At 66.0% G+C, this 21529-nt stretch carries 15 protein-coding genes; 5 read left to right on the plus strand and 10 right to left on the minus strand.

The genetic code is table 11. The features are described from left to right. The first annotated feature begins 789 nt into the window (after nucleotides 1–789). The 4 genes from IZR01_RS02505 (at nucleotide 790) to IZR01_RS02520 (ending at nucleotide 4602) form a co-directional block, all read left to right on the plus strand. Nucleotides 790–1872 carry an integrase core domain-containing protein gene (locus tag IZR01_RS02505; protein WP_194922726.1) on the plus strand — a complete coding sequence of 361 codons (1083 nt, stop codon included), beginning with the start codon at nucleotides 790–792 and terminating at the stop codon, nucleotides 1870–1872. 1306 nt (nucleotides 1873–3178) lie between these two features. Beyond that, nucleotides 3179–3484 carry a hypothetical protein gene (locus IZR01_RS02510; RefSeq protein ID WP_194893287.1) on the plus strand — a complete coding sequence of 102 codons (306 nt, stop codon included), beginning with the start codon at nucleotides 3179–3181 and terminating at the stop codon, nucleotides 3482–3484. Between the two features lie 3 nt (nucleotides 3485–3487). Continuing rightward, nucleotides 3488–3970: an ATP-binding protein gene (locus tag IZR01_RS02515; RefSeq protein ID WP_194893288.1), complete on the plus strand. Its 483-nt coding sequence runs from the start codon at nucleotides 3488–3490 to the stop codon at nucleotides 3968–3970. 41 nt (nucleotides 3971–4011) lie between these two features. Beyond that, nucleotides 4012–4602 carry a helix-turn-helix transcriptional regulator gene (locus IZR01_RS02520; RefSeq protein ID WP_228554305.1) on the plus strand — a complete coding sequence of 197 codons (591 nt, stop codon included), beginning with the start codon at nucleotides 4012–4014 and terminating at the stop codon, nucleotides 4600–4602. Here IZR01_RS02520 and IZR01_RS02525 read toward each other — a convergent pair. From IZR01_RS02525 to IZR01_RS02570, 10 genes are all read right to left on the minus strand, one after another. After that, nucleotides 4551–8009, minus strand: coding sequence for a bifunctional DNA primase/polymerase (locus IZR01_RS02525; RefSeq protein ID WP_194922727.1), 3459 nt, complete (start codon nucleotides 8007–8009; stop codon nucleotides 4551–4553). The genes IZR01_RS02520 and IZR01_RS02525 overlap by 52 nt on opposite strands. A gap of 33 nt (nucleotides 8010–8042) precedes the next feature. Next, nucleotides 8043–12011, minus strand: coding sequence for a helicase-like domain-containing protein (locus IZR01_RS02530; protein WP_194922728.1), 3969 nt, complete (start codon nucleotides 12009–12011; stop codon nucleotides 8043–8045). A gap of 54 nt (nucleotides 12012–12065) precedes the next feature. Next, complete coding sequence (locus IZR01_RS02535) at nucleotides 12066–12518, minus strand: hypothetical protein (protein ID WP_194893291.1); 453 nt, start codon at nucleotides 12516–12518, stop codon at nucleotides 12066–12068. Between the two features lie 45 nt (nucleotides 12519–12563). Then, nucleotides 12564–13160 carry a hypothetical protein gene (locus tag IZR01_RS02540; RefSeq protein ID WP_194893292.1) on the minus strand — a complete coding sequence of 199 codons (597 nt, stop codon included), beginning with the start codon at nucleotides 13158–13160 and terminating at the stop codon, nucleotides 12564–12566. A 191-nt stretch (nucleotides 13161–13351) separates the two neighbouring features. Beyond that, on the minus strand, nucleotides 13352–15184 hold the full coding sequence (locus IZR01_RS02545; RefSeq protein WP_194922729.1) for a type IV secretory system conjugative DNA transfer family protein: 1833 nt from the start codon (nucleotides 15182–15184) through the stop codon (nucleotides 13352–13354). A gap of 21 nt (nucleotides 15185–15205) precedes the next feature. Next, on the minus strand, nucleotides 15206–16729 hold the full coding sequence (locus IZR01_RS02550; protein ID WP_228558843.1) for a putative type IV secretion/conjugal transfer ATPase: 1524 nt from the start codon (nucleotides 16727–16729) through the stop codon (nucleotides 15206–15208). Nucleotides 16730–16731: 2 nt separating this feature from the next. After that, complete coding sequence (locus tag IZR01_RS02555) at nucleotides 16732–18258, minus strand: SCO6880 family protein (RefSeq protein WP_194922730.1); 1527 nt, start codon at nucleotides 18256–18258, stop codon at nucleotides 16732–16734. Nucleotides 18259–18263: 5 nt separating this feature from the next. After that, on the minus strand, nucleotides 18264–19562 hold the full coding sequence (locus tag IZR01_RS02560; RefSeq protein WP_194922731.1) for a hypothetical protein: 1299 nt from the start codon (nucleotides 19560–19562) through the stop codon (nucleotides 18264–18266). An 80-nt stretch (nucleotides 19563–19642) separates the two neighbouring features. Next, a complete protein-coding gene (locus tag IZR01_RS02565) occupies nucleotides 19643–20362 on the minus strand; it encodes a hypothetical protein (protein WP_194922732.1) in 720 nt (239 codons plus the stop codon). 44 nt (nucleotides 20363–20406) lie between these two features. Continuing rightward, nucleotides 20407–20730: a hypothetical protein gene (locus IZR01_RS02570; RefSeq protein WP_194922733.1), complete on the minus strand. Its 324-nt coding sequence runs from the start codon at nucleotides 20728–20730 to the stop codon at nucleotides 20407–20409. A 233-nt stretch (nucleotides 20731–20963) separates the two neighbouring features. Between IZR01_RS02570 and IZR01_RS02575 the strand changes: the two genes are divergently transcribed. After that, a complete protein-coding gene (locus tag IZR01_RS02575) occupies nucleotides 20964–21494 on the plus strand; it encodes a helix-turn-helix domain-containing protein (RefSeq protein ID WP_194893298.1) in 531 nt (176 codons plus the stop codon). Nucleotides 21495–21529: the final 35 nt, after the last annotated feature.

Genomic DNA, 21529 nt, shown 5'->3' on the forward strand with positions numbered 1-21529 from the left:
GGTCGGGTCGGGTACAGCATGCAGTTCGTGGACCTGATCGGGGTCTGCGTAGGGTTGAAGTCAGCACGGTTTCTGTCACCACGTAGCCGTCGGTGGGCTTTGACATGTGGCGGAGCGGGTCCCGCTGTTGCGTCCGCTATGGCACGAAACCGCAACAGCGCGAGGGCGGACCACCTGCCGGTGCCAGCGTTCTTGTTCATACCGCACCGAATCAGCCGCCGTGAACTTGAAGCTGCTCTCACCGATGCCCGCGGACAGCTACGCCGCCACAAGCACGAACTGCAAACGCTGCGCGAGAAAGCCGATGCCCTGCACGAGGCGGCCGAGACCTTGATCCATCACACGCCCGCCAGGGAACGTTTCACCGTCGTCCACGAACTGCGCGACCGATTCCCAGCCCGGCGGATCTGCCGGATCACGGTATCGACCCCGCTACCCGCCGTGCCGGACCGATCTGGGCCGACTTCCTGCGGTCCCAAGCCGAAGCGATCATCGCCTGCGGCTTCTTCACCGTCGAACTGCTCGACGGCACCAAGGCCTATATCCTGGCGGTGATCGAGCACGCCACCCGCCGCATTCGGGTCCTCGGCGTGCCACCGCGAATCTCACTAACGTGTGGGTCGTCCAGCAGATCCGTAACGTCCTGATGGAGATCGACGGGGCCGCCGACCAGATCAAGTTCCTGATCCGCGACCGCGACATCCTCTACCCTGTAGGGCTCGGAAATACGATTGCGCCTGTGGCCTGGGCACATGTGGCCTTCGATGGTCGAGCTGGGATCCTGGCTCGATGTTCCTGTCTCTCGTGTACTGTGCAACGCGCCGTGTCTTGAGTTCCGTGGCGGTCTTGCTCCGCCGTGAGGTGTCAAAGGACGCTGAGCTGCTGGTGTTGCGGCATGAGAATGCGGTCCTGCGCCGTCAGATCGTCAGGGTCCGTTACGAGCCGGCCGACCGGTTTTGGTTCGCGGCGCTCTCCTCGTTGATCTCGCGCCGGCGGTGGGCTGAGGTGTTCCCGGTCAGCCCGGCGACGCTGTTGGCCTGGCATCGCCGGCTGGTCGCGCGCAAGTGGGACTACAGCGCCCGGCGGAAACCAGGTAGGCCGCCGACCGCAGCGGCGGTGAAGAAGCTCGTTCTTGCGATCGCGAAGGACAATCCGGCGTGGGGCCATCGCCGGATCCAAGGCGAGCTGGTCAAGCTCGGCCACCGGATAGCCTCCTCGACGGTGTGGGAGATCCTGCACACCGCCGGGATCGATCCGGCACCGCGGCGTTCGGGCCCGACATGGAAGCAGTTCCTCACCGCCCAAGCCCACGGCATCCTGGCGATCGACTTCGTGCATGTGGACACGATCGGGCTGAAGCGCCTCTATGCCTTGGTCCTCATCGAGCACGGGACCCGCCGGGCCCGCCTGGCCGGGGTGACCACCAACCCGACCGGGGAGTGGACGGTCCAGGCTGCCCGCAACGTCCTGATGGACCTCGCGGAGCGCGGCAAGGAGTTCAAGTTCCTGATCCGGGACCGCGATACGAAGTTCACCGACGGGTTCGACGCCGTGTTCACTGACGAGGGGTTCCGGATCCTGAAGAGCCCGCCGCGGGCCCCGAAGGCGAACGCGATCTGCGAGAGGGTCATCGGGGAGCTACGTCGCGAACTGTTCGACCGGATGTTGATCGTCAACCAAGAGCACCTGCGCCAGACCCTGACTACCTACCTGGCACACCGGAACGAGGCCAGGCCGCACCGAGCGCTCGGCCAGTTGACCCCGGCGCAAGCCGAAACCGGGCCGCCGGTTCCGGTCAACCTCGCGGACTACCGGATCCGCCGAAAGGCCATCCTCGGCGGACTCACCCACGAGTACCAGATCGCCTCCTGACCGCACCCCACGCTCCCCACCAGAGAACCGCAGATCAACCCCACATTCGTATTTCCGAGCCCAACAGGACCAACTGCGCCTGCACGACAGTTGGTGGGGCCCCATCGCCAAGATCTGGAACGACCTGGCCGCGCGCACAGACCACAGTCCGGCAGCCGCGCAACATATCCACGATGTCCTCATCGAAGCTATTGAACGGCTTAGCGGCACTGTTCCACCGGCGGCTGGTCTAGGCGGACGAGAACAAGGCTGGCTGGCGAAACCAGTAATCAATAGATCGTGACTCTGATGAGGCAGTCGGGAAAGGCGGCTCGGGTTCAGGCCCGGTCGTATCGGCGTATTGGGACGCCGAGAATGAGCGTTCGTGCCGACCGTGTAGATCGACCAGGTCAGGAGATGTTCGCACACTGCACTGCATGGGAGCCAGTCCCGACACGTGACCTCTTCGCCTGCTAGCAAGTAGTACCCAGGGATACCGAAGGGCGCGATGCCGTAGAGATCCACACAGGCGATGGCTTTATTGCCCTATTAGTCTGCGGATCTCACCTGCTCACAGTTACAAATCTCCTCACCGGAACCGACGCTCGTCGCCAGAAGGATTGCGATACCGCTACAAACAACACCCGGCTACCTCACCGTCCACCGCATCACAATCAGCACCAGCGGACGAGTCATCCATGGACAACGCCTCGAGATAGAGCTGTGGCTACCCCGCCGAAAACGGGACGATAGCGAGTACGTGCCCGACCGCGAGCAGAAGGAAGATCGCAGACGCCCTCCGGGCTGTGGATCGTGTAGGGCAGTCAGGCAGCGACTTCGAAGAGGCCCGAGCGCGCTCCTCGAACTTCCACCACTACGTTGCCGCGCGCGACGACGCATCCCAACACTATGTTGGATCGGTCTGACCAGGCATCTCTTACCGTCGAGAGCGGGATGCGGCACATCACCGACCGCGATCCCCACGTTCGATGAACGACGGAGGAGCGGATGCAGACTGCGGTTCTGGCGCTAACGGTCTGGTGCTACAGCTACTACCCCACACGGTCAGCCGTTCACGGACGTCACGCTTCCCAAAAGCCATCAAGGGCGCTTTGCGCCGCGCCTCTGCTAGCGGTCTGCATTTGGTGCAGACGGGGCAATAGCCAGCCTGGGAAGCCGGGCCGCCACCGTATCTCGGAGCGCGGGCTACGCCGAACAGTCTCCACTCCGCCGGCTAGGCGGGCTTCAGACGCCCCCGGCCACACCCCAGCGTTATGGCGTCACCAACACATCAAGTCTCGCGGTCCACGATCAAGGATGGGTGCACATGGCTGAGAGCGCCAAGGACAGGATTCTCAAACGCGTCAACGAAGAGGGCCACACGGACAGCTACGGCACGTTGCTCTACTTGGCCGCCGTCATGGGCCTCGACCCGATCGCGCTCGGCCCGGAGAGCTCCGTGGAGCTCACCGCGTGGTCAGGACACTTTGACGGCTTGCGAGCGTCGCTGTTGTGTCTGGCGATGTACGAGCGGGGTATCGAGCCGAAGAAGGCTGCTGAGGTTGTCAATCAGCACGTCACAGATGCCATGGTCTACCTGGGGCCTGACGGCAATGCGGGCGAGGCGAGGTGAGCCGTGTCGTACTGGTCCAAGAGTTTCGAGGGGCTACCCGAGTACCTGACGGCAGTCCGAGAGTTCACGCGCCTCGTGGCTGGCGACCGTGAAGGCGCCGATGTGATGGAGATGGTCGCGTCGGAGTTGGCCGGCAACGCTATCCAGCACAGCGAGAGCGGTGAACCGGGCGGCAAATTCACGCTTCAGGTCGCGGGCTTCCCGGACCGGTGGCAGATCCGTGTGATCGACGAAGGCGGGCCGACCGTGCCGCACATCTGCGAACTCCCGTCGATCGACAGCGCCGAAGACCTCGACTACCTCGGCGATGAGGCCGAAGCCGGACGTGGTCTGGCAATGATCGCGGCGGTGTCGTCGGTGTGGGGAGTGATCGGCGATCAGACTTCACGGTCGGTATGGGCAGAGATCTTGATACCGGGAACACTACGACCCGAGCGGCATCCGACAGTACCTGAGCAGTGTCACTGGGGCCGGGAACGCCGATGACGCTGCGTGTAGACCTTAGGGCGGAGCGGACGCTCGCGGGAATGACCGGGGACCTCCGATCCGCCCGACTGGATGCCGGGCTTTCCCAAAATGAACTGGCGGTCGGGCTGCCGGTGAGAGGTAGAGCGGTCTCCGAGTGGGAGACCGGGGCCGTCGAGCCCACCCTGGCACATCTGATGTTGCTCGCCCGTGCGCTTGGCCGGCGCTTGGTAGTCCTCGGCCGGGATGGCGAGGTATTGTCCGGACGTTTGCGCGTGCGAGCCGGCGAGCCCTGGGAGGTCTTCGAGCGACGGCGTCTGGCCGTTCCGTTGCGTAACCGCCGTTTGGCCTTGGGACTTTCGCAGCAAGCACTCGGTCGATGCGTCGGCGTCAGCAGGGACTCAATCCAGCGGTGGGAGCTGGTTCGCGTACCTCCGCGGCCGATTGCACTTATTGTCTGGGCACAGAAGTTGGGCTACACCGTCGCCCTGGAGCGACTCGATAGTTTCTCAAGGTGGGCTGGCACCAGTGACCAGTTCGATCGACAGCTACGAGATCTGATCAATACTCTGGCAGCCGCTCAGAAGGGTGATCACCACGTTCACCAACGCGGTCCTCTCGCTGACTCCTGCGAAGAAGCCGGCGGCCGGTAGCTCATCGGGTTCTCCTGATGACCGCGAGGGAGGTTGGCACCATGCGGCTTGCTCGGAACGGCATCCGGCCTGGGCGCCTGGCCCAGTTTGGCTTGCGCGAGCCGGGCAACCTCATTTGCCCTTGCTTGAAGCGCTCGTGAATCCGCGCCCTGTTGCCCGGGGCCGGCGGGGGCTGTAGCGCCAGCAGAGCCCGCCGAGCCCAAAGCGCGACTGGGCCCGGTGTCTGGGACCTGACCGGTGTTGGGGGCACGAAGGACGGAGGCATGGCGCTCGGCTGCGCGGGCGAGGACGGTGAGCGCGCGGGCAGCAGCGCCAGCATGGACATCCTGAGCGACCCGGCGGCTGAGCGCGTCCGCGTGGTCGGAGATGGCATCGGCACTGCGGGCGACCACCGCGCGGATTCCTACGTCGCCGGTCTGCCGAGCGAGGGTGCCGACCGTGCCCCAGAGGGCCGAGATCCGCTGCCACTCGTACGCTGCCGCGTGCGCACGTACCTCGCCGCGTGCGTTGATATACGCCTCACGAAGGCTCGCCAGCGACTCGACGCCGGGCCGCTGCTCCGCACCACGCTGTTCGAGATGGTTGACCGCGCGGGTGGCCAGGTTCGCAATTCCTCGAGCGGCCCGGGTGGCGAGCGACTTCAGAGGTCCTGCGACGCGGACGTCCGCAGACAGCTCGGCCCAGTATCTGCCGGCGACGGCCTTGACGGTGTCCCACAGGTTGTGGACCGCGTCGCGAATAGCGCTGATCCCCACCCACTCAGGGCTCTCGGCGGGGAGTCCAGCATTTCGGGCTTCCGAATACGCGGTGTCTACCGGTTCCACGAAGCCTGCCGCTTGGTCGTACGCGCCTTGGTCGACGGCCTCGGTACCTCGCGAATCAGCAACTGGTAGAGGACCGTCGGCTTGACCACGTGTGTCTACGATCTCAGCTATGCGCCTCGACGCCTCGTCCAGCGCTGGCTTCAGATCGTCTGTCACGTCACGGTCGGCCCAATTGGCAAGGACCTGATGGACATTGTCGAAGCTGGCGCGGAGATCATTCCAGATGTTTCCGGAGGCGTGAGTTTCGGCGGTCGGCGCCGGTTCAGGGGCGGGCTCTCTTTCGGCAGCGGTCTCCGGTGACGTCTCGGGGAGCGGGGCGGAAGAAGCCGTTGCCATGACCAGCGCTGCCTCACCCGCGCCGGCATCGACCGCAGTAGCCTCCGAGTTCTCGACGCTCCGCTCCGGTGTTTGAGGTGCGACAGCCTCAGTGGCGGTCGAAAGCGCGGCAACGGCCTCGGCTGCGGGTTCCGGCTCATGCTCTGTTGTAGTCATGACGTTGTCCTTGTGCTGTCGGCGGGTCCTGGGAAGGGGGTCTCGGTCGGGAATGGAGCGCGGGTGGCTGGCGCCGGCAGTCAGGCCGGACCTGACGGTGTTCGCCACCTCGCCGGGCGACAGACCAGCGTGGCGCGCCGCGGTCACCAACTCGCTCTCGACGTCGTTTCGCTGCAGAACGCCACCGCCGACGAGGCGGCCCATGCGAAACGCTTCCCGGTTCAGGGTGTCGTTGCGCGTCCCCTCCGGTGCTGTGGCCACGGTGTCGACCGACCGGTTCAGGGCCGCGTTGCCGTATGCGCTACGCCGTCGATCGGTCGTAGGGGTACGCGGACGCGCGGGCGCAAGGGCTGGCTCCGCAGGGGCTTTCCGCCTGCCAAGTTCATCGACGATCCACCCGGGCAGCGGCGCAACAGGCGCGTCGTCCTCGACGCGGTAGCTCCCGCCTTCGAAGACAGAGCCTGGCGCGACGATGAAGCCGCCGTGGCCGCGGGTGTCGATCAGCGGGCCGAGGCCGGCGGTTTCGCTGCCCGCGGTATTCCGCAGCTCGGTACCTTCAGGTTGACGGAAATAGAGATGCCGGCCACCACGAGCGCTGGCGACGCTGAGCGTGCGGGGCAGCTCGTGGCCAGCCGCCAGTGCGGTCAGCGTTTGTTGGCCGTGTTGCGGTCCGCCAGGCTTCTTGGCCTTGTCCAAATCGATGACAAGCAGATTCGACGGCCCGCAGGCGATGGCGATATTCGCGCTCGGCGTAGCTCTCCACCAGCGAGCGATCTGCGCGGGATCGGTGCTCGCCAGGCTTCCCCATGCCTTGAACATCGGTCTCTTGGTGCCTGGCTTGAGCGGGAAGACGTGAAATCCTTGATTGGCCAATGCGATCGCCCGCTCGAACATCTCCGATGGCTCCTGGGTTGTGGATTCCTGAGTAATGCGGCGGAGCGCGGGAAGCGACGCTCGCGAGTCCGGCTCAGGAGAAGTAGCACGGGCCTCGGTCGCCTGCTTGGGTTCGGGCTCGGGCTGCGTCGTCGAAGCAGCGCCCTCTGGTTGGGCCGGCGACAGCTCCCCTGCTGCGGGCCGCGATTCGACCAGATCTGGGGTGCTCCTAGCCGTAGGCTCGCGGACAGACTCATGCGTGACTTGGGCAGTCTGCGGCCTCGTCGGCTCGGGCTCAGCCTCCCCGCGCGAGACAACGGCGGACATGGATGTAAGCATTCGAAGAAGCAGCGCGTTTCTCTCGCCATCCACGCCGGCAACAGCAGCCTTCTCCGCGGTGCGCGCAACGCGGCTGCGGCGTGCTTCCTCATCTCTCCGGGCCTGCTCGCGGATCGCCGCATCGAGCACGGCGCGCTGCCCACGCGCCTCGTCCAGAGCGGCTTGGTCGGCAAACGGCTGGCCGATGGCGGCTTCGTTCTCGGCGATCCGCTGTCGGAGCACTTCGATGTTCGCCCGCGTCTCGGCCGCGACCTGCTCGGCACTGTCAACCGAGGCCGCGATGGCATCCCTGATACGCCAGTGCTGGCCCTTGGCCGTCCAGGCCCTATTCACAGGGACGTCTACCCGGTGCCGGTTATCGCCGGTGATGATGCGCGCAGAGATCAGCTCTTCGCGTCCCCTCCTGGTGCAGGTGAAGTCGATAGTCATGCCGCGCCACAACACTTCGTGGTCGCAGTAGCCCTTAGCAATGGTGGACTCGACTAGGTCTCCGAGGAGCGCGGGCACAGCTTCGTGAGGGATGGAGTTGCCGAGGACATCACGCCACGGCAGTTCGCCACCGAAGGCTGTGGCGAACTGGGCGACGCTCTCCAGTGCCTGACAGTTGGTCGCTGCTGCGGCCGCCTGCATGTTGAGGGTGTGGATGTCGGCGCGCAGGCGGCGCTGATTGCGCTGATGGCTGGCCGCCAGGCTCGCCAAGCTCTTGACCTTGACATTCAGCTCGTTCAGCTCAGCCAGCATCGGATTGCCCGTGGCGACCGCCTTGATCTGGCCGTAGTCCAACGCCACATCGCCGATGTCCTCGATGCTGCGTGCGGTGACCTGGCCGGCCAGGATCGGGCGTAGGGCCTTCTCCTTGCGCTCCAGGGTCTGCCACATGAAAGCGTCGAAGGAATCCTTGGTGACGTAGCGTTAGATATCCACGTTCGAGTTCAGGTTCTTCGGTCTCCACACGCGCCCTTCGCGCTGCTCCACTTGATCAGGCCGCCAGGGCGCGTCGACGTGGTGTAGCGCGACAGCGCGGCGCTGGACGTTGACACCGACTCCGAGCTTGTCGGTGGAACCGAGCAGGACGTTGACCTCTCCCTTGTTGCACTGGTCGAACAGCACCAGGCGCTGAGCGTCCGTGGCGGCTTCGTGAATGAAGCGGATACCCCGCACCGGGACGCCGGCGGCGATCAGCTGCTGTCGGATGATGCCGTAGACCTGGTTTCCCTTGTCCTTGTTCGGTGTGCCGAGGTCACAGAAGACCATTTGGAGCCGCCCGAGCGTGCCCGAGCCGTCGCCGACGAGTTCGAGGTCCTTGGTCCCGTGGTAAATGCGCGCGACGTTCGCCGCGACCGCACCGACCTTGCCAGGACCCTCGGGTTCGAGTCCGACAAGTGATTCGTGAAGCGCCACCTTGCGACCGTCTGAGCAGATCTTGAGCATGTTGTCTTCGTTGGCCGGCACTCCCCCGGCCCGGATGTCGTCCGCCCGGTCCGCCAGATCATGCACGTAGTCGCGCACAGCATCGGAAGCGTCAATGACCACGACGTGCCGCTCGGCATCGGGCCGCACGACGGGGAAGGCCTCCGGCGCCCGCAGCTCGGCGAACTCGGCCACTGTATGCATCAGCTCGGGGATGTTGATGATCTCGACCGGGCGGCGGTTGAGCCGGAAGCCGCCATCCGGAGTGATCTCGACACCGGTTGCGAAGCGCACGAACAGCTTCGCCCAGGCGTCCGCCGAGGTCAGCCCAAGCTCTTCCAGACGCTGAGGCTGGAGATAGTGCTGAAGGATGAACAGCTCGAGGAGTGTGTTGGAGACCGGGGTACCGGTAAATCCGGTGACCACCGGCTGGCCTGGATGCCGACTGCGCTGCCAGGTCAGCTTCATGTCCAGGTCTTGAGCGCGCTTGGAACCGTTGATCGCGAAGCCGTCGGTGTGCACCGGCACGCCGAGGTTCTTGAAGTAGTGCATCTCATCGACGAGCAGGTAGTCGGTTCCCAGGTGCTCGAAGAAGATCCCGTCGTCAGTGGCGTGGTTCAACAGCGTCTTGGCTTGGGCGTCCAGGTTGTCGACCATCTTGGCGATCTGCTTGATCTTGCGCGGGTCGGCATAGTCCGCGTTCGCCTCGATAAGCGCCGTTCTGTAGTCGGCGGCCAACGCCGTCAGGTACTCCACCTTGACCGTCGGATGGACTGGCAGAGAGGTGAAGGACGGATGGGACATGACCACCGCGTCCCAGTCCTCCATCGCGCAGCGTGCCGCGAACAACTTGCGTCCGCGGGCCGTCGCAAGATCCTCTTTGCCCGCCATGAGAATCCGGGCGTTGGGGAACAGCCGCTTACCATCGCGAGCGATCTGCTCAAGCGTGCAGGGCACCACAATGATCAGCGGCTTGGACGCCAGCCCGAGAGTCTTGAGCTTGATCGCGGCCATGAACATGGTCGCCGTCTTGCCGGTACCCACCGGATACGGGCACAGCGCGTCGTCTCCGGAGATCATGCGGGCGACCATGTCGCGCTGGTGAGGATACGGCTCGAACTCAGCATCCAAACCGGGGAAGGTCAAGTGCCCGCCGTCGTACTTCCTGGGAACGACGGCGTTGAAGACCTGGTTGTAGGCGTAAGTGAGGCGGTCGGCGCGATCAGGTTCCTCCCGCCACCAATCGGCGAAACGTCCGGCCACGGCGTCCAGGCGGTCGTTCGCAACGATCGTCTCGTCCTGGTTGCGTACGCGTTTGTCGTCGACTACGTCATAGACCACAGGCGCCTTGCCGTTGAGACCGTATTCGAGCAGCCGATACGCGTTGAGCCGGGTGGTGCCCCAATCGGCCGTGGCTGCCGCGGACTCTTCCGCGCGCCGAGTGGCGGTCACACTCCACGTGTTGGTGCGTGGTTCATGCCAGACCTTCACCGGGAATCCGAGCAGTTCCTGAGCGAAGTCTCGTACGTCCGTGGCCGGGATCCACGGTGCACCGAGGCTGGCTTCAATCTGCTCCGGTTCGAGATCTACGGGGATGACGGCTTCGAGCGCCGGGATGTTCCCGCCGAAGCGGTCGCTGCCAATGACGGACGCCGCTCGTGCTCGCACCAGCTTGGCCCGCACGTTCCCGCTCAAGTACTCATCGGCCGGCACCCAGCTATTCGTGTCCGGGTCGATGAACGCGAGCCCGGTGAGGCGCCGCGCCGCTTCCTGCGCGTCGACTCCCAGCAGCGCGACCACGCGGTCGAAGTCGAACCTACCGAGCTCATCGCGGCAAAGTGCGATGGCTTCAGCGGGGCTCTCAGCGTGCGTCGCGCGCTCACGCGGCCGGTTGACGCGGCGGGTGAGCAGAGCGGCCTTGGTCGCTGTGCGGCTGTCGTCGTCGAAGTCCTCCAAAGCCAGGACCGTGACGAAGTCCGGGTCACGGCGAAATCCGCCCATCGACGGCCGCCGACGCGAGGCGGTCACTGAACCGTCTTCGTCGGGCTTCCCTTCCACGACCGTGTACCGATTGAGATACCCGTGAGCCCTGACGTAAGCGTCATAGCGACGCGCCGCTTCGGCCCGAAGAGGGGCAAGCTCCTCGTCAGGCCGGCTGTGGTCGGGCTCTGCGTTCAACAGGGTGAGCGCCGCGTCGCGGAGGGCCACCAGCTTCGGCAGTTCCTTGCCGGGTCGTTCGACCGCGGCAAGCGCACCATCGACCACTTCGTACACGAGACCGTCGACCAGGTGGAACGAGCCCTCCTTTTTGCCGTCGGCGCGCAGTTCGAAGGGCGCGGTCTCCGCGGTGATCGGCGCGGCACCGGCATCTACGCACCACCGTCGGCCCGTCTCGGCGGCCCGGCGCACGATCTCACCCCCGGCGGCCGCGATCGCGAGCTCGATCGGAGGATCGTCCGGACGGGCGTCAACCCGCAGAGTGCGGCCCCAGCGCGGTGCCTTGTCTTCGGCCAGGTCGCCGAGCACCATGCTCGGGTTCGTCAGAAAGTATCCGTTGACCTGCTGACCCCCGACCGATGGTCCGGTCGTGATCCATTGGTCCTGGCCGGGACGAGCCGGTTCGCCAGCCCGACGGCGGCGCAGCACCAGGACGTCGACGAGGGGTTCCGTACCACCAGAGGTGAGAGCGTCGTTGGGCAGACGTATCGCACCGAGCAGCTCGGCCTCGCGGGCTATCAGAGCCCGGGCCATCTGGCCGGTGCTTCCCGCCGCGTCCATGGTGTACCGCGACGTGACCAGCACAGCGACGCCCCCGGGCCGCAACGCCTTCACCGAGCGGTAGATGAAGTAGTTGTGCAGGTTGGCAGTCAGTTCGCGCGGCGCCGTCGGGTCGTAGACCTTGGTGTCCCCGAACGGTACGTTGCCCAGCACCGCGTCCATGCCGTACGACGGAACCGACGTTTCCTCCAGCCTCGCCGCGTGGATCGTGGCGTCCGGGTGAAGGATCCGAGTAATGGCGGCCGTGGTGGGGTCACGTTCGACACCGGTCCAGGCCGCGGGTATCGCATCGGGGGTGCTCGCGATGAACGCGCCGGCACCACAACCTGGTTCGAGGATCCTCCCGCCGGAGAATCCCAGGTCGGTGAGGATCTGCCAGCATGCCGCAGTGATCTGCGGCGGTGTGTAGAAGGCGTTGTAGGCCGCCTGAATCCCGTGATTGTAATGATCCTCGGGAAGCAGGAACGCTATGCGCTCGCCGATCTCCTTCCAGCTTCCAGTTCGAGAGCGTTCCAAGGCTGGTGCCAGCGGTCCCCATCCGGACCAGCCGCGTAGCTTCGCCAGGTCTTCCGATGCTGGTGCTTGATGCGGAGCCTGGTGTAGCTGGTCCAGGGCTTCCAGCGCGACCAGGCTGGCACGAGCGCGGCGGATCGGACCGACATCCGTGCTCTGGGCGATGGTGGCTTCGGCCATCGTGCGGCCTCCGTGTGGTGCGGCCCGGCGGCGAGCCGGGGCTTTGCGGGCAGCTCAGATGGCGTAGAAGGCGAGGGAGGCTTCGAACGCGGCATCGTCCGACTGGTGGGAGCGGTAGGGACCGTCGTCCTGGCTCGGCGAGACGCCGGGCATGGTCAGCAGTACCGCCAGCCAGGCACGGATCTCGTTGGCGGGCAGGACCGCCCCGAAGCCGGCGCGCCAGATTGTCGGCAGACGCCTTCCGGCACCGGCGTGGAGAGCCAGCAGGGACCAGCCGTCTTCTTCGGTCCACCGCAGTTCCACGCGCTCGGCACTGACGAAGGTGTGATGCCAGGGATCATCGAAGTCGTCGTCAGGCGGCAGCAGCGTCATCGAGGCCGAGCGGACGGTGCCGGTGTTGAAGGTCGCGTCACCGACGCGAATGTCTTCCAGCAGCAGCGCGACGCGCACCGCCTCGATATAGGCCTGGTGGTCTGCCCGGTTGGCTCTGGATTCGGTGGTGGTCATGGGAGTCCTCGATCTCAGTTCAGCGTTTCAGGTGGTGACAATGGACTAACGGTGGAAGGTGCTGTCGAAGGCGAGCTCCGTGTGGTCGGCGCGGAACCACATCGCGTCTTCGTCCTCGGCGGGGGCGATGGCCCACCAAGAACCGTCGTAGTAGGTGAACGCAGCGATGCTCGCGTGCTGCGGATGAGCCAGTCCGGCCCTGGTCAGGGCACGCATCTGCGCCCCGGAGAGCATGTTGAGTTCGGGCATGGTGATCGCCCCGGTTTCGGAGGAGGCTGGGCGCAGCAGCTGCGGAATCCCGGCCAGCGGGTCGGCGCCCACCCACCTACCGGTCTGCTCGGTGCTGAGATCCGTGTTAGGGCTCGCGTGACCGGCTCTGCAACCGCCAGCCCACCAGATCGAAACGTGGCCAAGAAAGGTGACAAGGGCCTGATGCCAGTAGACGGCTGACTGTCCAGCGCCCTCGGGCCCGTAAGCCTCCGCTCGCCAAGCGCGCAGCGCCCAGAGTTCTTCGATGAGTTCTGGGTGCTGTGGCCAGCAACCGGGTAGCCGATCTTCGAGAACCAAGCGGTAGCGACCGACAAGCCACGCGGTCCAGTTGCGCAGCTGCTCCCAGGCCAGGGTGTACTCCGGCTCGGTCATGGCGTGCCATTCGCACAGCGATCGATGAGAACCACCAGCTCCGGTCTGGCCCTCACCATCCTCCGCGGCCTTCGGCGTGCCCCGCGTCCTGCGTGTCAGGCCGCTCGCGGTTTGCCGGGGCCGGCCGCGGATCCGACGTCCGGCGTTCGGGGCGACAGACGGCGGCCCAGCATGGCGTTCGTCGAAGGCGCTCACGGGATCTCCTCCTTCATCACTGGTGCGGAATGCTCAGCGAGGACTGTGTACGCGGCCCTTTCCGCGTTGGCGTATAGCGCCGCGTCGGGACCCTCGTAGTGCCGGGTCATGCGGATCTTCACCGCTGGAGTGGTGGCGTGGATGACCAGCGCTTCGCGTTCGGCCGAGCTGAGTGTCCGGATTTCCTCGGCGGTCATGGTCTTGTGCTGCTGAATCGAGGTACCGGTGGTTATCGAGCCGTCGTCCGAGCGCTGGTAGCTGGTCATGTGCCGGTCGTACTCGCCCACCAAGTTCTCCGAGAGATCACGCAATTCGTTGCCCGACAGGCCACCGAGGATGAGCTTCACGGTCGCGGCGCCCCAGAGCATCGCGGCTTGTTCCGCGCCCCAGCGAGCTTCGGCCTGGGCACGGGACTGGAGGATGGCTGCGATGAAGATGCCGGAACCGCCGGCGAACGACATCAGGTCGGGCAGGGACGGGAGCGGGACGACGTTGGCGATCTCGTCGAGGAACAGGGCAAGCGGCGGATCGAGCCGGCCGCCCGGCATCGTGTCGGCGATGCGCTTCGCGGTCTCGATCAGCTCGTCAACGAACACCGCGATGAGCGGCGCGAGAGCGCTCGCTTGTTTCCTTTCGACCAGGAGGTAGATGGTCCCCTTCGCACGCAGGAACGCTTCCAGGTCGAAGCCGTCAGACTCGGTTTCCGGGCAGAACGTGGCCTGTGCGGTCGGCGAGAGCAGCGGGGCCAGCGCCGTCTGGACGGTGGTCCACAGGCCGGACTTGGTCTCCGGCGGCGTTCGATAGAGGCCGTCGAGCAACTGAGCACTGCCGGGTGCGGCAGCCGGGTGATCACGCAGGAGCTTGACCGGGGTGTCGTCGCGATCGTTGAGGGACCAGGCAAGTACGTCGAGCATGGAGCGGCCGGCGAGCGCGGCGGCATGCAACCACAAGGTGAGCAAGTTAGTAGCGTTGGCACCGAAGTACCCGGCGTTCGATGAGTCCTGCTTCTCACTGCGCCCGACGGTGACCATCACCTCAGCTCGCTCACGAGCTTTGTCCAGGTTCTTACAACCAGAGGTAGGCGACCAGCGGACCATCGAAGGCCACGACGTCATCCCAGTCGGAGCCATGACCGCAACGAGGCCTTGTAAGCTCCGCAACGCCGCAGTGGCCAGCAGCACATCCATCCGCATCGACGTGACCAGCGCGGGCCCCGGCCAGCGGTGCACCCATGGAATGACCACCTGTGAAGACTTGCCCTGACGGGGAGCAGCGATCACGACGACCGAGTCCTCCGTCGACACAGCCAGCTTCAGCTTGTCGGGTACGGAGTCGCCGAGCGGCAGCCCGACGTCGGTCAGCCCGAACGGGGTCTTCTTCAAGCTCGGGCGCACCACCGGCCCGCGCTTGATGACCGCCGATGCGGCCAAGTGGACCGTGAGTTCCTTGCGCGTAGCGAATCCGTCATCACGTCGCTTAAAGCGACCCCACACGCGAAGACCGACCACCGTCAATCCGGCGGAAGCGACGAGCAGAAGACAACCCGCGCCGTAGAACAATGCGGGCCCAGGAAGTACTGCGGCTACGTCGGTCGGCCAAGCCGAGCGCGGATCGCTCAGATGCCCGGGCAGGCGCAGGACGATCGACAGACTCCCCGAGGGCGAAACGTGGGGAAGGCCGCCCTGCGCCAATAGCCCGGCCGCTTCGCCCCACATCCAGGTACCGAACCCGGCGATCATGAGCACGCCAACCGCGATCATGAGAACCAAGTCCTTGCCATCATGCACGAGATGCCGGGCAGGAGACGGACCGTCAGAACGTGAACCCATCGTGGACCAGCCTCCTTCCGTCTAGGCGGACATCCGCTGGTTGGTGTAGAACCACTCGCGTTCGAGAGGGGTCAGTTCCAGACGAACCGCAGCCGAGTGATGGCGTCCGACCTTCCAGAGTGCGTGGCCGATATGCGCCGCGCCCCAGGAGGCGATGTAGGCGCATTCGGGGCCTGTCAGCCCAATGGCGTCGCGGGTCATCGCGAGCGGAGCGACGTCCTGGGCCAGGCACACCCGCACGTCACAGCTGGCAATGAGGTTCGCCGCGATGGCTGCTTCCGGGCTGCCGGCCGCGCCGACAGTCTCGAAGTCGGCCAACCGGTGGGTGGCGAGGCCCTGGATCGTGCCGGTAGCACGAGACAGACGCAGGTCACCGTCGAGCTTGCGCACCATCGCGGGAATCCGCATTGCCCGCCACAGCTCATCGCGCACGACAAAACGCACCGGGCCCGCGGGATCGTCGATCGCGGACTGACCCCAAGAGGAGACGCATGCGAGGGTCATCGCGATCGTCTCGTCCCCCCGCCCATTGAGCCGCGAAAGATCGACGGTCTGAATCGGTGCGGTGAAGTCGAGCGCAACGGTGGTCGGGCCGTCGAACAGACCTGAGAGAGAACCGTGGACCATGGCACGGAGCGCATCAGTGACCGGTCGCACGAGCTCGCGTAGTTCCTCGGCATCCCCACCGCGGACCCGTAGATCCTGGGCCATCTCGTCCGTTGGGTCTCGAAGTACGGCCCACACCTGCGGCAATGTCGGATCCACCAGGCGAGTGGCCCCGCGGGCATGTCCCGTCGCCTCGTGAATGGCGAGCGAAACTGCGGCCTCTTCCGTCGGAGACAGCGGGCGCCCGAGCTTCGTGGCCAGCAGGGCGTTGAGCAACGTGAGCCGTCGCCGGTGGATCTCGGCCAGGCGTTCCTCCAACTCGACAGGATCACTGGGCAGGTCTTCACCGAGCGGTCCGGCATCGAGTGGGTTGAGCCGGGCGGGCAGCCCCGGGCCCAGTTGGACCGGCTCCACACCGAGCCCCTGCGCGAGTTCTCTGTACTCGTTCTTCAGGTCGCCGAGAACGAGGGTCTTGACACCGTAGGACATCAGCCGGAGAGAAAGAGCTTTGATGTGCGCGGACTTACCCGCCCCGGGAATGCCGGTGAACAGCACGTTGGGGTTGGTGATCAGTCCGGCGTTGAGCCAGGCGATCGGATGGCAGGAGAACGCCCCGCCGGTGAGTAGGTTCGTGCCGATGTAGGGTCCGATCGCCGGGATGCCACCGCCGTAGAGAAACGGGTAGAGCCCGGCGAGCTGTGCGGTTGCGGCCCGGTAGACCCGAGGCTGCGGTGCACGGACAGCGCGGCCGGAGTACGGCCGATTGGTCCCGCGGCGCGGAGCTCCGCCAGCGCGGTGTGGCTTGCCCCGGTCGACTGCGGTGGCCTCCGTGGCACGGAGAACGGCGGGGACGAGAGGCCGAAGGTCAGTCATGGCGACAGCTGGAAGGCTCATGGCGGCATCGCGCTGGCGACGCCTGGTCGCAGGGGTGCGCATCATACTCACCACCGCTTCGCCGGAAGGCCGAGACCAACGGGGAGAGTCATGGCGAAACCCGTGTCCTGAGCGCCATACATTCGCCTGAGTTCGATCCCGACCAGCGCCGCGCCAGCCTCAGCCTGCACACATGCGTCTGCCAACTCGTCCGGATCGTCGACCGTCACCGTGAGGTAGCCGGTGAACCGGCACAAGCCAGACCCGTGTGCGTGCTCGGCATCCTGGGCCGCGGCCCGGTCAAGCGCTACCTGCTCAGATGCGGAGACGGCTTGACCGGTACGAGCACGCAATCTGATACCGACCTCGCGCTTCGTGCGCTCAACCATCACCGCCTTCTGCGCTGCTCGCGGCCCGAGCGGCTCGACGACGAACGAGAACGAGCGCCGATGCGTCGCGTCGGCCAGCAGCGATGCCAGCGCAGTTGCGTAGACCGGGGATATCGGCCAGGCATGGATCGCGTATGTCACCGAGACCGCACCATCGTGTCGGTATGACGACCACGAGTTCTCGGCGGCGGTCGGGCCAGCGACCGCCGGGTCGAGGCCTGCTCGGACGGTGGGAAGGTCACCGCGGTCTGTCAGCTCGTCCGCCGCTGCGCGGCGCTGGTCGAGCATGACCGCGGCGTGCGGGTCGAACCCGGTGCGGATGACTTCGGACAGCTCCGGCGAGTCCAGCCAACGCGCGACCGTGATACCCGCGCCCATGAGCTGAGGGCTAAGAGCTCGTACTTGCTGTCCGAGGACACGAAAGGCTCCCTTTTCGCCTCCGCCCGCCGCACGTATCGCTACCAGGGCACGTCTGGCATCGAGTGAGACGGCGAGCCACATCTGACGTCGGCACGTAGCCGGGCTGGCGGCGAGCAGTGCTTCGTTCGCCATGACCGAGGCGAGCGGGGCGGCGGGATCGAGGTGGCCGGTGTGCCAGGAACGTAGCGCTCCCCCGGTCTCCGGAACGGTGCGTGAGACGAACTGGACCCGGGCTATCGGCTGTTCCTCGGTGCACAGCGAGGCGAGGACTTCGCCCCACGCCTGAACCATCGCCTCGGCGCGATCTGCATCGAGCAGGCCCAAGCCGGCCGGATCGACCGCCGCCACGGCCGTGTAGGTACAGGCCTGAGGGTGATGCAGGACCGCGATATCCCGGCCCACGCCGTCCTGGGCCGTGAGAATCCTCAGGGAAGCAAGAACGCCGGGCAGGTCCAAGCGGGAGGGCTCAACGCCACGCTCTGGAGCAAACGCACCAGCCAGGAAGACAGTCTTGTGTCGAAGCCTGAGCAGGTTGTAGGAGACCACTGTGATCATCCATTCGTCGAGGGTGCGACCCGCCACGCGTATGTAGGCACATCCGGCGAGCATGAGGGCGAGGGGCCAGAACACGATGGCGCTGGCGACGTGGCCGGAGGCAAGCGGTTGGAGGCCGAGGAAGACAGCGGCCCCGACAAGAACAGCGCGGCGGCCAGAGAGTCCAAGGAGGAAATTGACCTTCTCGTGCTGCCAGCCCGCGTAGGTCCGGGCGGGAGTGTGTGCAGACATGTCGATCACGCCTTTCCGCTGTTCGCAGCACCGCCGGTCGGATCCGCGGTCTCAGGTCCGGAAGGTGTGCTGCTCGAACCACCTGAGATCGCCCTCTGGGGCATACGGACCGAGCCGTACGTCGGATATCCGGCCGGGTACGCCGTCGGATTCGCACCCTCCAGCCCTGCGTGTCCGGCCTGCTGCTCCATTCGCGAGGCCACCGCGTTGATGGTCTTGTGCAGCGTCTGAAGCGCGGCGACCGCGAATCCGGCAGGACCGGCCGCCGAGCCAACCGCCGCGCTGCCGGCCCCGCCGGCACCACCAGCCGTGCCAGCCCCAGCGCCTCGCGCGGCGTTGGCCGACATGGCTTGGCGCTCGGAGAACTGACCGAAAGCAGACGGATCGATACCCGGTCCGCCGCCCGCAGTGCGATTGGCGACCGCTCCGACCAACGCGCCCGCGCCCATCGCCCCGCCCACCGAGGCCGAGGTGAAGGTGAACAGCCGCCCGATGACGGGCCAGGCGAACACAGCCATGAAGAGCACGGCCATCCCAGATACCACCCCGGTGATGCCGGTGGCGTTTCCCGTTGTGTCGAAGCCGATGACGAAGACCAGCGCGATGACCGGCTTGACCATGGCCAGCTGGACGCCGGCTTTGACCAGCTTGCGCCACCACTCCTGGGTCGAGGAGCCGATCTGACCGGCCGCGCTGATCGGCGCGGCTGCCACCAAGACGCAGAACACTGCGTTGCGCAGCACTAGCTCAAGCCACAGAAACAGCACGACGACGATGCCGATCAGGCCGAAGAGAAGCAGCAACACCGACGGAGTCGCAGGCCCCTGCGGCGCGCTGAGTGCAAGCAAGGTGGTCAGCCGCTGAGTGAAGCCCGTCATGCTGCTGCCGCTGGACGACACGATCCAGTTCGCCAGGTCGTCGGAGGCTGCCATGATCTGACCGGAGACGGCGAGGGTGAGCAGCGAGGCCAGCACTGCCTTGGGCAGTCCGGCCAACGCTTGGGCCAGCGGCGCACCCGAGCGGGTCCACACTACGGAGCCGGCCTGCAGCACCAGCAAGAACACCGCAGCGATCATGCCGAGCGTCAGACTGATCGCGTAGACCCCGTGGATCGAGCCGAGGTCTGGGTCGGGCATCGAGGCGAATACGCCGCCGAACCACTTCAACACCGTGGTGAAGGCGCCGGCGAAGGACTGGCAGATCGAATCCCACGCTGAGCTGGCCACGTCACCGACCGCGCCGCTGACCGCGGACGCCGCCCCAGAGGTGACGGCTTCGGCTGCCTTGCCCGGCAGCGCAGCCACATCTGTCAGGCACTTGCCGATGTCTCCGTCAAGACATCCGGAGCCCGATCCGGGCGGCTCGAAGACCACTCCCACGGGAATCACGACGCACCGCCCGGGGCGCCTACGAGGGCAAGCCAGCCATGGCTCGCTGCTGCCTGGGTATCGGGGGTAGCGGCGAGCGCGGAGTAGTCCTGGTCGGTATGGCCGACGGCTCCGATCTTCCAGTCCCCCGCGATCCAGCGCATCTGAACCGGAAATACGCCGGTGGTTTGAGCCGTCCCGCCCTGCGCGTTGATAAACGTACTGTCGGTGAGCAGGAGCACCAGAACGTCGTCTGCCGCGACGTTCCGGAGCTGATACATCTGCGCCGTGGTCTGGAACGTCACCGGCGGATCCAACGGCCCGGCGGGCCGCAGCTGTAGGGCGGCCCGAAGTTTGCCGATGCTCGTGGCGAGGTTCGATGGCAGGGCCGTGTTGCCCGGGTCGCCGGCTACGCGCATCACCGACGCGGCGTAGTCCGGGTCAAGCGTGGATGCCGCGGCATCGACATACTCCGACGCCGCGCTGACCGCGCCGACTGTCGTGTGCGGAAAGCCGACCTGGATGCCGGCGGCAGTGCGGGCGCCCTGGACCAGGGAAATCGCGCCCGATGGGGCTACGGCAGGGGATGAAGGAGACGCCGGGATCGCAGGCTTGTTCCCTGCGTTCCTGCCATCCCGGGCGCAGATGAGCGGAACCGCGATTGCCCCGATGACCAGCACGACACCGGCAGCGAAAGCTCCCGGAACTAGGCGCTTTGCGCCGATAAGGTTGCGCATTGTGACTCCTGGTGATGGCGATACGCATGCGATCGGTGGCGGCCCTAGCTCAAGCCGTAGGAGGCAGTGATCAGGCCCACCGCCACCCCGACCACGACCGCCCCGATCACGGAGCTGAACAGCGTGACCTTTCCGCGCTCGGCCATCTCGGCCCGACGCGACGTGTTGCCGGCGGCGATCATGCAGCCGCCGATGACAGCCGCCCCTCCGCAGCAGGTCAGAGCGCCCCACTTGAGCCAGGAGAACAAAGTGGCGATCGCACCCGATCCGACCGGCGCCGCCGGCGGCGGGTCGGGGATCACGCTGGCGGCGTGGCTGAGCACCTGGACTGCGGCCTGCTGAATGAGCATCCCGATCATGACCTTCACCTGCTCCTTAGGTGGTTGGCGAGGCGCAATCGCCTCGCGGATCCGGCCGAGGCATCTCGAGCGGTCCTCGGATGCGGGCCAACTGTTCATCTCTGCGAACAGCATGAAACCACCATAAGCTGTGCTAAATCGGTCACGTCAACTGGAGCGAACGGGGTAAGCTGAAATGACCCAGCAGTGTTCACCTGAGCGGACAGCAATCGGGCAGCTCGTACACCGGGAAAGGGCAGTCGATGAGCAAGCAGGCCAAGGGAGCGGGCGAGAAGCCGGCAGCGCCTGCTGCGACCGACGAACCGACCCCGCCCGACGACCCGTCACCGCAGCACAGCACGGCCGACCCAGGCGTCATCGCGGAGCGGCTGCAGTACCTTTTCGAGAACAAGCGCAAGCCCGACGGCAAGAAGTACTCCTACCGGGAGGCCATTCGGGCGATCGAGGATGCCGGCGGCGCATCGATCTCGGTCGGCTACCTGTCGCAACTGGTCAACGGGGTCAGAACGAACCCGATGATGGACGCGGTCCAGGGTCTTGCGAAGTTCTTCGGAGTACCGCTGTCGTACTTCGACGAGCACGAGGACACCGAGGAGACGAACGATCAGCTCAAGCTGGTCGCCGCACTCCAGCACGCCGGCGTCCAGGACGTGGCTATGCGTACGGTCGGGCTGCCGCCGGAGAGCGTCAAGCTGGTCTTGAGCATGATCGACCGGGTGCGCGAGGTCGAAGGACTACCTCCGGCCGAATCGCCGCCGGACACGGGCGAGTAGCACTCGACCGCAGCTCCACCCCGCTGCGGCGCGAG

The sequence above is a fragment of the Catenulispora pinisilvae genome (assembly GCF_015356865.1).
In the GTDB taxonomy this organism is placed as follows: domain Bacteria; phylum Actinomycetota; class Actinomycetes; order Streptomycetales; family Catenulisporaceae; genus Catenulispora; species Catenulispora pinisilvae.

What these genes read in the sequence shown, in the direction of transcription:
- IZR01_RS02525 (WP_194922727.1), bottom strand. Translation starts at nt 8,009, where the DNA reads ATGTGGCAGACCCTGGAGCGCAAGGAGAAGGCCCTACGCCCGATCCTG.
- IZR01_RS02535 (WP_194893291.1), bottom strand. Translation starts at nt 12,518, where the DNA reads ATGACCACCACCGAATCCAGAGCCAACCGGGCAGACCACCAGGCCTAT.
- IZR01_RS02505 (WP_194922726.1), top strand. Translation starts at nt 790, where the DNA reads ATGTTCCTGTCTCTCGTGTACTGTGCAACGCGCCGTGTCTTGAGTTCC.
- IZR01_RS02575 (WP_194893298.1), top strand. Translation starts at nt 20,964, where the DNA reads ATGAGCAAGCAGGCCAAGGGAGCGGGCGAGAAGCCGGCAGCGCCTGCT.
- IZR01_RS02540 (WP_194893292.1), bottom strand. Translation starts at nt 13,160, where the DNA reads ATGACCGAGCCGGAGTACACCCTGGCCTGGGAGCAGCTGCGCAACTGG.
- IZR01_RS02510 (WP_194893287.1), top strand. Translation starts at nt 3,179, where the DNA reads ATGGCTGAGAGCGCCAAGGACAGGATTCTCAAACGCGTCAACGAAGAG.
- IZR01_RS02555 (WP_194922730.1), bottom strand. Translation starts at nt 18,258, where the DNA reads ATGTCTGCACACACTCCCGCCCGGACCTACGCGGGCTGGCAGCACGAG.
- IZR01_RS02530 (WP_194922728.1), bottom strand. Translation starts at nt 12,011, where the DNA reads ATGGCCGAAGCCACCATCGCCCAGAGCACGGATGTCGGTCCGATCCGC.
- IZR01_RS02550 (WP_228558843.1), bottom strand. Translation starts at nt 16,729, where the DNA reads ATGATGCGCACCCCTGCGACCAGGCGTCGCCAGCGCGATGCCGCCATG.
- IZR01_RS02565 (WP_194922732.1), bottom strand. Translation starts at nt 20,362, where the DNA reads ATGCGCAACCTTATCGGCGCAAAGCGCCTAGTTCCGGGAGCTTTCGCT.
- IZR01_RS02545 (WP_194922729.1), bottom strand. Translation starts at nt 15,184, where the DNA reads ATGGGTTCACGTTCTGACGGTCCGTCTCCTGCCCGGCATCTCGTGCAT.
- IZR01_RS02520 (WP_228554305.1), top strand. Translation starts at nt 4,012, where the DNA reads ATGACCGGGGACCTCCGATCCGCCCGACTGGATGCCGGGCTTTCCCAA.